Annotated in this window: 14 protein-coding genes; 13 read left to right on the top strand and 1 reads right to left on the bottom strand. The window is 67.6% G+C overall.

Annotated features, from left to right (window positions below; genetic code table 11):
• Positions 1 to 9 precede the first annotated feature (9 nt).
• Genes ASC87_RS18960 through ASC87_RS18900 form a run of 13 tightly spaced genes read left to right on the top strand, consistent with a single transcriptional unit; the run spans position 10 to position 13038 of the window.
• Positions 10 to 2442, top strand: a complete 2433-nt coding sequence (locus ASC87_RS18960) for a zinc dependent phospholipase C family protein (protein WP_162255181.1) — start codon at positions 10 to 12, stop codon at positions 2440 to 2442.
• A gap of 45 nt (positions 2443 to 2487) precedes the next feature.
• Positions 2488 to 3186, top strand: a complete 699-nt coding sequence (locus ASC87_RS18955) for a lytic transglycosylase domain-containing protein (RefSeq protein ID WP_082568749.1) — start codon at positions 2488 to 2490, stop codon at positions 3184 to 3186.
• On the top strand, positions 3183 to 3656 hold the full coding sequence (gspG, locus tag ASC87_RS18950) for a type II secretion system major pseudopilin GspG (protein WP_056665642.1): 474 nt from the start codon (positions 3183 to 3185) through the stop codon (positions 3654 to 3656). Before ASC87_RS18955 ends, gspG begins: the two co-directional genes overlap by 4 nt.
• 12 nt (positions 3657 to 3668) lie before the next feature.
• On the top strand, positions 3669 to 4847 hold the full coding sequence (locus ASC87_RS18945) for a type II secretion system F family protein (RefSeq protein ID WP_056665638.1): 1179 nt from the start codon (positions 3669 to 3671) through the stop codon (positions 4845 to 4847).
• A gap of 29 nt (positions 4848 to 4876) precedes the next feature.
• Positions 4877 to 6520 carry a GspE/PulE family protein gene (locus tag ASC87_RS18940; protein WP_056665686.1) on the top strand — a complete coding sequence of 548 codons (1644 nt, stop codon included), beginning with the start codon at positions 4877 to 4879 and terminating at the stop codon, positions 6518 to 6520.
• Positions 6501 to 7343 carry a hypothetical protein gene (locus ASC87_RS18935; RefSeq protein WP_056665636.1) on the top strand — a complete coding sequence of 281 codons (843 nt, stop codon included), beginning with the start codon at positions 6501 to 6503 and terminating at the stop codon, positions 7341 to 7343. Before ASC87_RS18940 ends, ASC87_RS18935 begins: the two co-directional genes overlap by 20 nt.
• Positions 7340 to 7945 carry a hypothetical protein gene (locus ASC87_RS18930; protein ID WP_056665632.1) on the top strand — a complete coding sequence of 202 codons (606 nt, stop codon included), beginning with the start codon at positions 7340 to 7342 and terminating at the stop codon, positions 7943 to 7945. The genes ASC87_RS18935 and ASC87_RS18930 overlap by 4 nt, the downstream gene beginning before the upstream one ends.
• Positions 7942 to 8616, top strand: coding sequence for a hypothetical protein (locus ASC87_RS18925; RefSeq protein WP_056665629.1), 675 nt, complete (start codon positions 7942 to 7944; stop codon positions 8614 to 8616). Before ASC87_RS18930 ends, ASC87_RS18925 begins: the two co-directional genes overlap by 4 nt.
• Positions 8613 to 9182, top strand: a complete 570-nt coding sequence (locus ASC87_RS18920) for a hypothetical protein (protein WP_056665625.1) — start codon at positions 8613 to 8615, stop codon at positions 9180 to 9182. The genes ASC87_RS18925 and ASC87_RS18920 overlap by 4 nt, the downstream gene beginning before the upstream one ends.
• On the top strand, positions 9179 to 11593 hold the full coding sequence (locus ASC87_RS18915) for a secretin N-terminal domain-containing protein (protein ID WP_056665622.1): 2415 nt from the start codon (positions 9179 to 9181) through the stop codon (positions 11591 to 11593). The genes ASC87_RS18920 and ASC87_RS18915 overlap by 4 nt, the downstream gene beginning before the upstream one ends.
• Before the next feature lie 9 nt (positions 11594 to 11602).
• A complete protein-coding gene (locus tag ASC87_RS18910) occupies positions 11603 to 12112 on the top strand; it encodes a type II secretion system protein (protein ID WP_056665620.1) in 510 nt (169 codons plus the stop codon).
• 25 nt (positions 12113 to 12137) lie between these two features.
• Positions 12138 to 12557 (top strand): type II secretion system protein, encoded by a 420-nt coding sequence (locus ASC87_RS18905; RefSeq protein ID WP_056665616.1) that lies wholly within the window; start codon positions 12138 to 12140, stop codon positions 12555 to 12557.
• Complete coding sequence (locus tag ASC87_RS18900) at positions 12544 to 13038, top strand: type II secretion system protein (RefSeq protein WP_056665614.1); 495 nt, start codon at positions 12544 to 12546, stop codon at positions 13036 to 13038. The genes ASC87_RS18905 and ASC87_RS18900 overlap by 14 nt, the downstream gene beginning before the upstream one ends.
• A 26-nt stretch (positions 13039 to 13064) precedes the next feature.
• Here the strand turns inward: ASC87_RS18900 and ASC87_RS18895 are convergent, their stop codons facing one another.
• Positions 13065 to 14702 (bottom strand): hypothetical protein, encoded by a 1638-nt coding sequence (locus tag ASC87_RS18895; RefSeq protein WP_157604131.1) that lies wholly within the window; start codon positions 14700 to 14702, stop codon positions 13065 to 13067.
• Between the last annotated feature and the right edge of the window lie 66 nt (positions 14703 to 14768).

Raw genomic sequence — 14768 nt, 5'->3', positions numbered from 1 at the left:
CAGATGCCCGTGACACTCTTCACCTCCAACGCGGCTCGCCGCCCGACATCCCGTGTGCTCACGTTCTCCGCCGGCGCGGGACTGATCGCATCGTTGCTTCTGCCGATGACGGCGCAGGCATTCAAGATCGACACCCACGCCTGGATCGCGCAACAGGTCATCAACGACCTGGAGGACGACGGCCGGATCACGATCAAGCTCAAGGGCAAGCCGGTCACGTTGCCGGTGCCGCCCACGGTCAGTGCCGCCATCCTGGCGAACCGCGACGCGTTCTACCTCGGAAACATCGGCCCCGACGCCTTCCCCGATGTCGTGGCCGGGCAGACGGTGGTCCATCCGGGTCTCGCCAATGGCTGGAAGACGAACGACTGGCTGAAGTTCGTGCTCACGAAGGCACAGGGCAACGCGGTCGGCACCGCCTTCGCCTACGGGTACCTCGGCCACGCGTCGGCCGACGTGTTCGCCCACACGTACGTCAACCAGTACTCGGGCGACATCTTCGAGCTGACGGACGAGACGCTGGTGGAGCAGCGCCATATCGCACTCGAATCATTCATCAGCCGCCGCGCGCCGCCGATGCGCAACAACGCGGGCCAGATCATCGCCTTCCCCACCGCCGGGGTGCGCGTTGCGAGCCCTGCGCTGGCGACGTTCATCCGCGACGCGCTCGTGATGAACGAGGACGTCGCGGCGCAGTATGCGAAGGGGGTCGGGACGAAATACCTGCCGGCCTACCTCGCGTACCGCGACGCGATCGACGATGCCGCCAACAGCGAACTCTGGCAGAAGATCGACCAGGCCGTGCTGCAGATCGTCGCCAGCTACAACGACATCGGCGTCACCGACCAGCAGGCCGGGCAACTGGTCGCTTTCATGAACGACACGGTGCTTCCCAAGGTGAACCGCCGGGAGGACCTGGACCAGGCGGCACTGAACAAGCTGGACACGTTCGCGAACAATTTCGAGGCGCAGCGCTTCTCGGAACTGAACAGCGCGTTGCGAAGCCTGAAAGATCTGGAGAGCCGGATCCTCTCCGAGTTGGCTGAGCAGAGCAGGCAACGTGGCCGGTTGTGTTCGACGGTCAGGAGGTCCCTGTGTCCCAAGTTGGACCCAGTCTGCAACAAGTTCGCGGAAGAGCTGGTGTGTCCGATCGACCAAGCCGCGCACGATCTGGCGGCCAAAGAGATCGACCGCATCAACGAGCTCGTGAACGGCACCAACGGCCTGCGCGCCCAGATGCAGCAGACCGCGACGCGCGTGCGTGACCAAGCGGTCAGCACCAAGGCCAGTTCGGTCGCACTGCTGAACGCCATCAAGGACATGCAGCAGGCCCAGACGTCGAACACGTCCCCGGTGAAGGCCTACCTGATGGCATGGCGCTCGAACCTCGACGTCGCAATGCGGGAGTACGTCGTGGCTGCCGGCAGTTCCATGGTGAACACCTTGCTGCCGTCCCCGAGCAGCCTCGGCCCCTTCGGCGCGTTCACGCCGATGAGCGACTGGTTCGACTGCTATCACCTGTCGATCGCCGGGACGCCCGTGACTTGCGCCTTCTATTCGAGCGCGACCCAGAACTGGGCTGACCTGCAGAAGCTCGCCACGGTGCTGCAGGATGCCACCTCCATCGGCACCTACGTCGGCCCCACGGTCGGCCTGCCCACGCCGCAACAGGTCCGCGAAGAGGTCGAGCGACTGAAGAGCCGCGCGACGAGCGAACTGACGGCCGCGGGCATCCGCGCCGTCGAAGACCTGCTGCCGGCGGAGATCCGGGACATCGTCGCGGTGATGGGCGTCAAGGTCGATGAAGCCGAACTGCGCGACTATTACACGCGGTCCGGCTCGTCGAAGAACCTGCTGATGATCCCGGACATCGACACGCGGGTGAAGGCCGAGATGAACCTGAACCTCGCCACCAACCAGTTCGACCCTGAGAAGTTTGCGGTGGTCTACAACGCCGTGACGCTGTCCAAGCTGGCCCTGCTCGACAGCGAAGGTCTCGCGCTGCTGGCGCAGGTCGCCGGGGTGGCCAACCGCAGCGACGGCCGCCCGCTGTTCACGGGGACGGACAACGCGGTCTCGAACGCCTTCGCCAGCATCGACGGCAACCACCAGTGGCTCACGGCGGCACCGCCCCGGCCCAACGCCGTCGGCGCGCCGTACCGTGCCGTCGACCTGCCAGGTTATCCGAACCCCGGTGGTTACGCCTCCGCCGAAGGTTTCGTCCCGTGGCGCCCGGAAGCGCGCGACGCGCTCTTCCGAGCGCTGTTCATCGGGCCGCTGTCGCCAGGGATCGAGTCGGCCACCGACGCGGGCCTGCCTTCGCTGCTGCGTGCCGACTATCCGTACCAGCCCTGCCGCGCGAGGCCGTTCCCGGATGGCGTGACCGACAGGACCTGCCTCGCGATGAAGCTGATGCCGGTGTTGTCCATGATCCTGGACTGAGTGAAGGCACCTCGGCAGCGAAGCATTCGCACGAGCGGCCACGGCATGACTGGACCCCTGCCTCACCGGTGTGTCGGCACCCTGCGCCGACACCTGCTGCGTCACGTACTAGCCGGCATCGCCGGCATGGCGGCCATGCTGTCCTCACACGCGGCAGACGTCTACGTATCCACGGCCGAGGACGGCAGCCTCCGCTACGCGAGCGAGCCGCTGGACGTGTCGTACCAGTTGCTGCTTCGGGACGGGCCATCATCCGTGGCCGCGGCGGACGCCGGGCCGCGCACCCTGTCCGGCACGGCGTCGTCGCCGGCCCGCGAAGCGCGGCGGCGTGCGCTCCAGCCGATCGTCGCGGCCGCCGCGAGCCGGCACGGCATGGCGGTCGAACTCGTGATGGCGGTCATCGAGACCGAATCGGACTTCGATCCGGCGGCCGTCTCTCCCGCCGGTGCACGCGGGGCCATGCAACTGATGCCCGCGACCGGCCTGCAGTACGGCCTGCGCTCCGTGAAGGATTTCCATGATCCGACGCTGAACATCGACGCCGGCGTACGCCACCTGCGCGATTTGCTGCGGGCCGCGGGCGACAATACGGCGCTCGCGCTGGCCATGTACAACGCGGGCCGCGGCAAGGTCGCACGGCACGGCGACCGCATCCCGCCGTTCAGGGAAACCATGCTCTACGTGCCCACCGTGCTCAGCCGCGCCACCAATCCCCACCCTCCCGCAAGAAGTCCACAGCCATGACGCGTCCGGTCACGCGGCGTTCGCCTGCCATCGCAGGGTCGAGCCGCACGCTCTCCTCCCGCCCTCTCCCAGGGGGCTTCACGCTGCTCGAACTGCTGGTGGTCATCGCGATCATCGGCTTGCTCGCGGCGTACGTCGGGCCGAAGTACTTCTCGCAGATCGGCAAGTCCGAGCAGGCCGTGGCGAAGTCGCAGATCGAGGCGTTCTCGCGGGCGCTCGGCACCTACCGGCTCGACGTGGGGTCGTTCCCGACCTCGGAGGAAGGCCTCGCCGTGCTCGTCACCAAACCAGCCACCGCGACGAAGTGGAATGGCCCGTACCTCGACAAGTCGGTGCCGAACGATCCGTGGGGCCGTGCGTACCTGTACGTGTCGCCAGGCAACGACAGCCGCGACTTCGACCTGTCCACGCTGGGCAAGGACGGTCAGCCCGGTGGCGCCGGTGACATGGCTGACATCACGAACCATTGAACGGGTGCTGGATTGAAGTACCGTGTCCGGGCGCTCGACGCACAGCAGCAGGTCGTCATGCTGGACATCGACGCGCTCGACGCGGACGATGTGCAACGCCAGCTGCAGCAGCGGGCCCTGGTGGGAATCACCGTCGATGCGCCCGGCGGGATGTTCAAGCCGAAGGCGCCGAAGTTCGCGCTGCTGCTGTTCGTCCACGAACTGCATGCACTCCTCGTGGCCGGCCTCAGCGTGATCGAAGCCATCGAGGTGCTGATCGACAAGGAAACGTCCAATGGCAGTCGCGCGGTGCTGGTCCGTTTGACCGGACACCTGCGCGAGGGACGCCCGTTGTCCGATGCGCTGCTGCAGCAACCGTCGGTGTTTCCGGAGCTGTTCCTCGGCATCGTGCAGGCGGCGGAGGGCACGAGCGACCTGCCCCGGTCGCTGGCGCGCTACATGAGCTATGAATCGCGCATCAACGCGATCAAACAGAAGCTGGTCAGCGCGGCCATCTATCCGTCCATCCTCCTCACGGTCGGCAGCGGTGTCGCGCTCTTCCTGCTCGGGTATGTGGTGCCGCGCTTCTCCACCGTGTACCGCAGCGGCGGCCGCGAACTTCCGTGGGCGTCGCGCCTGCTGCTCGAGTGGGGCGAATTCGCCGGGAAACACGGCGTGGAGCTGCTGGCCGTCGTGTCCGCGGTGCTCGTGATGGGGGCTTGGGCGGTACGGCGGCGCCTGCGCCAGGGCAACCTCGTGCAGTTCCTCGCGATGCTGCCGGGCATGCGGCTCCGATTGCAGATCCTCGAATTGTCCCGGCTCTACATGACGCTCGGCATGCTGCTGGAAGGCGGGCTGCCGCTCACCCGCGCCCTGAAGCTCGGCCGCACCGTGCTGAGCGCGGACCATCGGCCGTCCATGGACGAAGTGGTGCGACAGATCGGCCAGGGCGAAAGCATGACGTCGGCACTCGAGGCGGCCGGGCTCGTCACACCCGTGTCCCTGCGGCTGCTGCAGGTCGGCGAACGCTCGGGGCAACTGGGCCCCATGCTCAACCGTACTGCCGACTTCTACGAGGGCGACATCGCCCGCTGGATCGAGCGCTTCACGAAGGCCTTCGAACCCATCCTCATGGCCGGCATCGGCATCGTGATCGGGCTCGTCGTGATCCTGCTGTACCTGCCCATCTTCGAACTGGCGGGCTCGCTGTGAAACCCGACACCACCACCCTCCTCCCGGACATGGCCACCTTGGCGAACCTCGTCCGCGACGGCGCGCATCCGATCGACACACTGGCACGGCAACTGCGGCTGCCTGAGCGGGACGCCGCCCGATCGCTGGCCGCCCTGTTCGCGATGCCGTACTGGGACAGCGCCGACATCCAGCGAAGCGCGCCGGCCTTCGATCGTCTGCCGCTCGCCCGGGCCCAGCAGCGCGGCTTCATCCTGGTCGGCAGCGCACACGGCGGCTTCCACGCGATCATCAGCAATCCGTTCGACGTGGCCGGCGTGTCCCACCTCGAGGAACTCGCGGGTCAGCCCGTGACGTGCGCCCTGTCGACGGCCGCCGACATCCATGCGTACCTGAACCAGCAGGAGGCCCTGTCCCGTGCGATGGATGCCGTGGACCACGACAGCGAGGCGCGCCCGGCCGGCGGTCGCGGCCACCTCGAGGTCTTGTCGCTGGCCGCGCTCTCGGATGCGGGCAACCAGACGGTCAAGCTGGTGAACTCGACCCTTTATGACGCGTTGCGCTTCGGTGCGAGCGACGTCCACTTCGAGAGTTCGTCGGACGGGCTGCACATCAAGTACCGAATCGACGGCGTGCTCGATGCCATCACGCAGATCGGCAGCACCGTGATGGCCGAGCACGTGCTGTCCCGCCTGAAGGTGCTCGCCGAGCTCGACATCTCGGAACGTCGCGTGCCCCAGGACGGCAGCTTCCGTGTCTCGGCCCAGGGCCGGGACATCGATCTCCGCGTGTCCATCATGCCGAGCGTGCACGGCGAGGATGCGGTGGTCCGGATCCTCGACAAGCGGGCCGTGCTCGGCCCGACCGGCAAGCTGTCCATGGATTCGCTAGGCTTCGACCTCGGCTCGCTGGCCACGCTGCGCGAATTGATGGAGGCCCCGTACGGGATGGTGCTGGTCACGGGCCCCACCGGCTCCGGCAAGACGACGACGCTCTATGGCGCGCTGTCGGAGGTCCACACCGGGCGCGACAAGATCATCACGATCGAAGACCCGGTCGAGTACCAGCTCGCAGGCGTCCTGCAGATTCCGGTCAACGAGAAGAAGGGGCTGACCTTCGCGCGCGGCCTGCGGTCGATCCTGCGCCATGACCCGGACAAGATCATGATCGGCGAGATCCGCGATCGCGAGACCGCCGAGATCGCCGTGCAGTCGGCGCTGACGGGGCACCTCGTGCTCACCACGGTGCACGCGAACAACGTGTTCGATGTCTTCGGGCGATTCACGCACATGGGTCTCGACAGCTATGCCCTCGTGTCGGCCCTGAACGGCATCTGGGCACAACGGCTGCTGCGGCTCAACTGCCCGCACTGCAGCGCCGCGTACCAGCCGGACCCGCGCGAACTCGCCCGGCTCGGCCTGCACGAGGCCTGGCCGGCCGGCCAGGCCTTCATGAAGGGTACCGGCTGCGGCGATTGCCGCGGCACGGGCTACCGCGGCCGCCAGGCCATCGCGGAGATCCTGCGGCTGGACGACGAGATCCGCGAGCTGATCCTGCGCAAGGAACCGGTCCGAGTCATCAAGGAGGCAGCCCGGCGCAAGGGCACGCGCAGCCTCACGGAAGTCGCGCTGGACATGGTCGCGGCCGGCAAGACCACGGTGGAAGAGGTGAGACGTGTCACTGTGGCAGCGTGAAGCGACGGTCGTCGGCGTCGGTCTGTCGGGTGTGGCCTGGCAGCGCGGCGACGCGCCGGTCGTTCATCTGGATGCCCCCGTCGTCGGCGTCGCGGCAACGCTGCTGGCGCGGCCGAAGGACTTCCTCGAAGCCCTGTGCAGCCAGCTGCAGGAGACACTCCGCGCGATCGGACGCCCTCCGAAGCGTGTCATGCTCGCGGACGCCTTCGCGCGTTACTGGCTGATGTCGCCGCCCGCCGCCGTGGTGTCGCTCGGCGAGCTGCAGCACACCGCGGCCGCCCGCTGCTCGCAGTTGTTCGGCGGCAGCCCGGCTGAATGGCATGTCGCCGGCGACTGGCACGCGACCCGTCCGTTCCTCTGCACCGCGGTGCCGCGCTGGACCATCGACATGGTGCAGCAGGCGTTCGGCCGCGATCCGCGCATCGACCCGCTGCTGTCGGCCGTCATGTCGGCCCTCGCGCCCTCGTTGCCATCGGACGGCTGGTTCTGCCTCGGCACACCGCACTACGCGATGATGGCCAGCACGAAGGCAGGACACATCGCTTCGCTGCGGGTGATGCCGCTCGGCGCGGCCGCCTCCGCGGCGGAGCGGCTGAGCACCATCGGCGTCGAACTCGAACGCGAGGCCATGCGCCACCAGACTCCGCTCAGCGACGGCGCGGTATGGGCCAGCCTCGACGCCGACGACGTTCCCGAGCTGCTGGCGGGTGGTGTCACGTTCCGCCGCATCGACCATGTCGCCGCCGTACCGGCACCGCTGCGCGCCAGCGATGCGATGGTGGCCGCGTGGTCAGCAATGGCCCTCGTGCGCCGGAACAGGTGACCTTCGGCATGCGCACGCCAACTCTTTCGTTCCGCAACGGTCTCCGCGCCCGCCTGCTCGGTCGCGCCGGCTCGCCGCTCGTCGGCATGGCCGGACTGGGCGCGCTGGTGATCGCCGTTGCCACGTCCTGCATCGGCCTCGAACACTGGCTCGCGGCGCGGGAGCGGCTCGCCGTCACGGCGGCCGACATCGCCACCGAGCAGGCCCGCCTGTCCCGCGCGGTGCGCCCCGCGCAGCCGAAGGCCGCCGCACCACGCTACAGCGCCCGTCAGATCTCTCAATTCAATGCCGTGGTGCGTCAGCTCAACACCCCGTGGCCCACGGTCCTCGATGCGATCGAACACCACACCCCGCCGGGCGTCGCCCTCGTGTTGGTGGAACCGGACGTCGCCAAGGGAACGGTGCGCATCCAGGCCGAGGCGAAAGAACTCGACGCGTTGTTCGCGTACGTCGACCGCCTCGCCATCGACGATGCGTTCGACGGCGCCTTTCCGTACCAGCACGAGACCAACGAGCAGGACCCGAACCGCCCTGCGCGGCTCGGCTTCGACCTCCGCCTGAAACCGGGCCTACCCCGACCCGAGGGCAGGCCCCGGCCATGACGAACGCGAACACCGGCGCAGCAAGCGCTCATCCGGCGCGGCCGTGGCAACGTCAGGCCACCCGGCTTCGCCTGCAGGCAGAGATCCTCGCCTGGCGCCGCGGTTGGACGTGGCCCCTCGCCCTCGTGCTCCTCCTCGCGTCCGCAGGCATCTGGCAGGGCGTGCTGGTGCCGCAGCAGTCGGTCGAGGCAGCGCTGCGCTCGGACCTTCACCGGCTCCGCCACACGCCGAGCCCCTCCGTGGCCCCGGAGTCACCCACCGGCACGCGCGTCGCCACCGACGACGATGCCGCATCGGAGCTGCGAGCCGTCCTGGAACCGCGCGCAGAAATCGGGCGTCAGCTGCAGCGCCTGTTCGCCCTCGCCGCCGCCGAGCGTCTCGTGACGCCCCGTTCGGACTATCAACGTGCCGCGGCCGCCGCCGACGGCATCGAGAGGCTGCAGGTGAACCTCGCCTTCAAGGCCACCTATCCGCAGCTCCGGCGCTTCATGGAGAACACGCTGCGCGAGATGAACAGTGTGTCGATCGACCAGCTCAGCTTCAAGCGGAGCCAGGTGAGCCAGGCCGAGGTGGAGGTCAAGGTGCGCCTGTCCTTGTGGCTGGCGGCGCCGCCGTCGGCCGCGGCCGCGGCGGTGAGCCGCCCCGATCCGTCCGTGAGCCAGACCAGATGAGCCGCTCGAACCGGATCCGCTTGGGGGTGCTGCTGTGCGGACTCGCCGTCGCGGGCTATCTCGCGCTCTTCGGCGACAAGACACCGAACGGGGTCGCGCTGGCCCATGACGCACGTCCACGGCCGGCCGCTTCCGCCGCGTCGTCACCCGCGCCGCGTCCGAAGGCCCCGGGCACCGCTCGTGAAGCGCCGGCGGCATCGCCGACGATCGAGCGGCTGAAAGTCCGCTCCGAGATGATCGATGCCGGCCGGGTGGCGGCATCGGCGCCGGCGGACCTCTTCGCCTCGCGGAGCTGGACCCCGCCCCCTCCGCCCCCGCCGCCCGTGGTCGTCGCGCCTCCGCCGCGACCGACACCTCCGCCCGTCCCGTTCACCTACATGGGCAAGAAGCTCGAAGCCGGCACCTGGGAGGTGTACCTCGCGCGCGGCGAGCTGAGCTACATCGTGCGCGAGGGCACCCAGCTGGAAGGACAGTACCTGGTGCAGCAAGTTCGTCCGCCGATCATGACCTTGAAGTACCTGCCGTTGAACGAGTCGCAGATGGTGGCCATTGGAGAGAGTGAATGAATTCTGACCGACCGACGACCCGCGAGGGGTCCGGCTGGTGCCGCCGATTCGCCATCGCGGCGCTGTGCATCGCCCAGTTCGGGTGTGCCGCCCAGATGGCCTTCCGCGACGGCAAGTCCCTGATCGAAGCCGGCAAGACAAAGGAAGGCCTGGCGCGACTTGCCGAAGCCAGTCAACTCGCGCCCGGCTCGGCCGAGTACCGCATCGCCTACGTCCAGACGCGCGAGGGCTACGCGCAGTCGCTGCTCGAGCGTGCCGCCAAGGCCGTGCAATCGGGAGCGGACGACGAGGCCGAACGCCTGTACCAGGAGGCGCTACCCATCGCGATCAGCCAGGAACGTGCATTGGCCGGGCTTCGCCAGCTGGACGACAACAGGCGCTGGCGCGCCAGGGTGCAGGAGGCCACGACGGCCCTCGACAAGAAGAACTGGGCACTGGCCCGGCAACGCATCGACTTGATGGCATCGGAGCGGCCGCTGGACATGAACGTGACGGCGCTCGCCCAGCGCCTGCTGGACGAAGGCACGAAGGCCTCGCCCGGTACCGGCCTCGGGGCCGCCTATCGCAAGCCGATCACGCTGGAGTTCCGGGAGACACCGCTGCGGATGGTGTTCGAGGTGCTGTCGCGGACCTCGCGACTGAACTTCATCTTCGACAAGGACGTCAAGACTGACACGCGCACGACGATCTTCCTGCGCAACAGCACCATTGAGGCGGCCATCAACTGGCTCCTGCTGACGAACCAGCTCGAGCAGCGTGTGCTCGACGACAACTCGGTGCTGATCTATCCGTCCACCCAGGCGAAGCAGCGCGAGTATCAACCGCTCGTCGTGCGCAGCTTCTACCTCGCGAACGCGGAAGCGAAGAACGTCGCCGCTTCACTGAAGTCGATCCTGAAGAGCCGCGAGGTCGTCGTCGACGAGAAGCTGAACCTCGTCGTCGTGAAGGACACGCCCGACGCCATCCGCCTGGCCGACAAGCTCGTCGCAATGCACGATGTCGCCGAGCCCGAGGTGATGCTCGAAGTGGAGATCCTCGAGATCAAGCGCAGCCGCCAGCTCGACCTGGGCGTGCGCTGGCCCGAACAGGTGTCCCTGAGCCTGCTGCCGAAGGCCTCGGGCGGCAACCTCACGCTGGAAGACCTGCGCAACCCGACGCGGTCGATGGTCGGCGTCACAGTCGGGGCCACCAGCATCAGCGCCCAGCAGCAGGATGCCGACACGAACATCCTCGCCAATCCACGGATCCGTGTGCGCAACCGCGAGAAAGCCAAGATCCACATCGGCGACCGCGTGCCGAACATCACGACCAGCTCCACCGCCACCGGTTTCCTCGGCGAGTCCATCAACTACGTGGACGTCGGCCTGAAGCTCGAAGTGGAACCCACCATCTACCTCGACTCCGAGGTAGCGATCAAGATCGCGCTGGAGGTCAGCAGCATCACCAGCCAGCAACAGACCAAGTCGGGCTCAGTCGCCTATCAGCTGGGCACCCGGACGGCCCAGACGACGCTGAGGTTGAAGGACGGGGAGAACCAGGTGCTGGCGGGCCTGATCAACGACGAGGACCGCCGCACGGCCTACAAGATTCCCGGACTCGGCGAGTTGCCCGTCCTCGGCCGCCTGTTCGGCACCCAGGGCGACGGCTCGGTGAAGTCCGAGATCGTGTTGTCGATCACGCCGCGCGTCCTTCGCACCGTGAAGCGGCCGACGGAGCGCGAGTTCGAGGCCGGCACGGAGGCGAGCATGCGCATCTTCCCGTCGTCCGGCACCGCGGCGATGGACTCGTACGCGGCGGGTTCGCCGTCGGCGCGCATCCAGTCGACGGGAGACGGCGCGGCCCCGGTCCCGAGCGGCGGCCCCACCGTGCCCACGGGCGGCGGGCTGGCGACGCCCCAGGCCTCGGGCAGCACGTCCGGCATCGCCACGCCGGGCGCCGCCCCCTCGGGGACAACACCATCCGCCGGCGTGGTCGCCGCGTCCGGCAACAACGGGATCCAGCTCGGCTGGGAGGGCCCCAGGGCGGCCACGGCGGGCCAGACGTTCTCGCTTGCGCTGATGCTCCAGAGCGATCAGCCGCTGGCAAGCGTAACCGGGGCCCTCGGCTTCGACCCGAAGATCGTCCAGGTCACGGGGGTCTCTGAAGGCGGCTTCATGAAGCAGGCGGCCGGGCAGAGCGTGCTCGAGCACCGTGTCGATGCGGCAGGGCAGGTGGTGTTCACCGCGACCCGCACCGGCGCCAGCGGCGCCACGGGTGTCGGCGCACTGGCCACGGTGCAGTTCAAGGTGCTCGCCGCTGCCGCTGCCGGCAGCACCGACATCCGCGTGGTCACGGCCGCCCCGGTGGGTGTCGGCGGCGGGGCGATCGGGTTGACTCTGCCGGCCGCCCACGCCGTGAGCATCGCCCGTTGAGGCGCGGCCATGCGACTTGCGACGTGTCGTCCCACGCGGTGGTCGTGCCGCGGTTCGTGCGGCTTCACGCTGATCGAGCTGCTCGTCACGCTCGCGCTGCTGTCGGTGCTCGCGCTGATCGTCGTCCCGACCGCCCAGATCCATTCGCAGCGGCTCAAGGAGCGACAGTTGCGGGCGGCACTGGTGGAGATCCGCGGCGCGATCGATGCCTACAAGCGCGCGGTGGACGCCGGACGCATCCGGACCGATGCCGCCGGCTCGGGCTATCCACCCACGCTCGCCCTGCTCGTGGAAGGCGTCGAGGACCAAGCGGATCCGAAACACCGCAAGCTCTACTTCCTGCGCAGAGTGCCTCGTGATCCGTTCGAACGGGACGACACGCTGGCCGACGAGGACACATGGGGCCGGCGATCGTATGCGAGTGATGCCGACGACCCGCAGGACGGCGACGACGTGTACGACGTGTTCAGTCGATCCGGGGCCACCGGACTGAATGGCATTCCGCACCGCCGCTGGTAACCCTTTTTCGCCGACGCCCCGCACCATGCCCTTTCGCCGCCACGACGCTTCGTCGCCCGACCCTCTTCCGGGTCGACGCTCGGCCGGCTTCACGCTGATCGAATTGCTGGTGGTGCTCGCCATCGTCGCGGTCATGCTGACACTGGCGATCCCGCGCTACTACAGCCAGCTCGACGCCTCGAAGGAAAGCGTGCTGCGCGAGAACCTGCGGGTGACGCGTGACGTGATCGATCGGTTCTACGGCGACCTGGGCCGCTACCCCGAGAGCCTCGATGAACTGGTGCAGCGCTGGTACCTGCGGTCCGTGCCGGTGGACCCGATGACTGAGTCCACCGACACGTGGATCATCACGGCGCCGCCGGAGGGACATGACGGCGCAGTCGCCGACATCCGCAGCGGATCTTCGGCACAAACGAAGGACGGCAAGCCCTATGCGGAATGGTGACGCCACCGCAGCCCGCCAGCGTGGGGTGGCCTACCTGATGTTCCTGATTGCCCTGGCCGTCATCGGCGGGGTGTCGGCATCGACCGTCGGTGTCAGCGTGCAACGGACGCGCGCGGACGCTGAGGAAGCGCTGCTCCAGGCGGGCGAGGAATACGAGCAGGCGTTGACATCCTATCGCGGGAAGTCGGCCAACGCGGTGGTCGGCGGCGGGCCGAAGCGCCTGGACGACCTGCTGAAGGATCCCCGCAGCCCGTCGCCCCGGCGCCACCTCCGCGACCTGCGGCCGGACCCGCTGACGGGCAGCGACGAATGGGGCCTCGTTTACTACCCCGACGGCACCATCGCCGGTGTCTACAGCCTCGCGCCCGGCACCCCCATCAAGCAGACCGGCTTCCAGCCGCACCAGGCGGCCTTCGACAAGGCCCAGAGCTATTCGCACTGGGTGTTCTCGGCGAAGGCGGTGCAGCAGGCCGGGCGCTGAAGATCACGCACGAACCCAGGGACGGCTCAGCACGGGTAGCGGATCCATCCCTTCTTGCAGGTGTGCTTCTTCACGAGGTTCAAGAGCGGGTCGCGGCGCACGAGCGGGATGTCGATGCCCAAAAGCCTCACCGTGCTGGTCATGCCGGTCCAGTCGAGCTGGGTCGTGACCTCGATCTGGCCGTCGCCGACCTGCTGGCGTATCACGAAGCCACTGTTGAAGTCCACCCGCGCTGCAATCGACTGCCCGGAGAAGATGTCCGTCGCCTGCGCGCTGGCGAAGTCCTTGCGAATGGCGACCGAAGCAGCCGCGACCGTGCTCGCCACGGCCACGTCCAGGCCATCCGTCGAAACCAGATTGTCGAATGCGACCGAACCGATGGAACCGATGGCCAGGGCGCCCGACACGGTGCAAGAATTGCCGCTGCAGGTGCCGAAAAGATCGGACGACAGAGTGTCGCGGCTGATCGGGACCAAAACCTCGCCGCTATCGCCGTCCAGGTCGAAGGTGCCACCGGTGCCTTCCTGGCGATTGCGGAACTCTTTGAAGGCGTCGGAGAATCCGTTCGGCCCCTGCAGAGTTGCCCATTTGTCGGCATAGAGGAAATGGCTGTTCGTGACCGGATTGATGTCTGCGGCGAAACCACCCTTGCCGTAGTTGGTGTAGCCGGAGACCTCCCGATCGCTGTCCGTTCCGAGCCTGACACCGAAATTGATGCCGCCCGCCGTGGTATCGAGGAACGGCCGATTGTCGTACTTCAAGTAGCCATAGGTTTGCCCGGCTGCTGGGAGTTGCGTGGGGTAGATGTCGCCAAAGAGAGGCGCTGCGGTGGGTTCGATCATCCAGACGTGCAAGCTGCTGATCTTCTCGTGGCCAGCCAGTCGCTTGGAGAGCTCATGGCCGAAGATGCCACCGCGGCTGTGCCCCATGATGACCACATCCCACTTGTACTTCTTGGGCCCCAGGAATGCCTTCACCAGGTCAGCCAGGACACGGACCTGCGGTTGAATGGCCTCCGCGCTCCGCCACGACACCATGAAGTGCTTGTACTGGCTCCAGTAGATCGTCGGGGAAATCGTGTAGGAAACCTTCGTCTGCCAGGCATCGATCCCTGTCGCGTGCCGGTTGGTCAGACCAGGAAGGTTGGCTGCCGCCGGATTGAATCCGGGAATCGAGATGAACAGCGCGGGCCGCCGGTTCGGAAGCGCATCCACGTTGAACGCGAGGTTCTCCAATGGAACGACCACCGCGGAATCCATCTCGCCATCTGCAAAGACAAAGGCTCCCCTTTTCGGGTCCACGAGCGTGTATTCCGAGATGCCAACTGGAATCGGAATGGTCAGTTCGTCGTCGAACACGAGCGGCGCGAGCTTCGGCAACTTCCCGGTAAAGGTCCAACCTTCAGACGTCGTGCTCACCGTTCCCGGCGAGGCGCCCTGAGTTCCCGATGAAGCACTCTGAATCTGCACCGTCGGCGGCGCCCCTGCGGGAACTTGAACGGCGGATCGGATCGTGGCGTTCGTCGAACCCGACGCCGGAAAGGTGATCGTCGTCTCCAGCTGCTGCGCATGCGCAGCAGCCAAACCCGCCAGCCAGCCGATCGCGGTTGCCGAGACCCACTTGGCAACGATGTGTCTCGCGTCTGTGTCTCGAGATCGATTCATGGTTCCGGATGGGCGGCGCCCGTGCGGCGCAGTGGATGGGAAATGGCGCGTCGATCACCCTCGGGG

The sequence above is a fragment of the Rhizobacter sp. Root1221 genome (assembly GCF_001425785.1).
In the GTDB taxonomy this organism is placed as follows: domain Bacteria; phylum Pseudomonadota; class Gammaproteobacteria; order Burkholderiales; family Burkholderiaceae_C; genus Rhizobacter.
The sequence above is the reverse complement of the archived record's forward strand: the minus strand, read 5'-3'. Positions and strand labels throughout refer to the sequence as shown.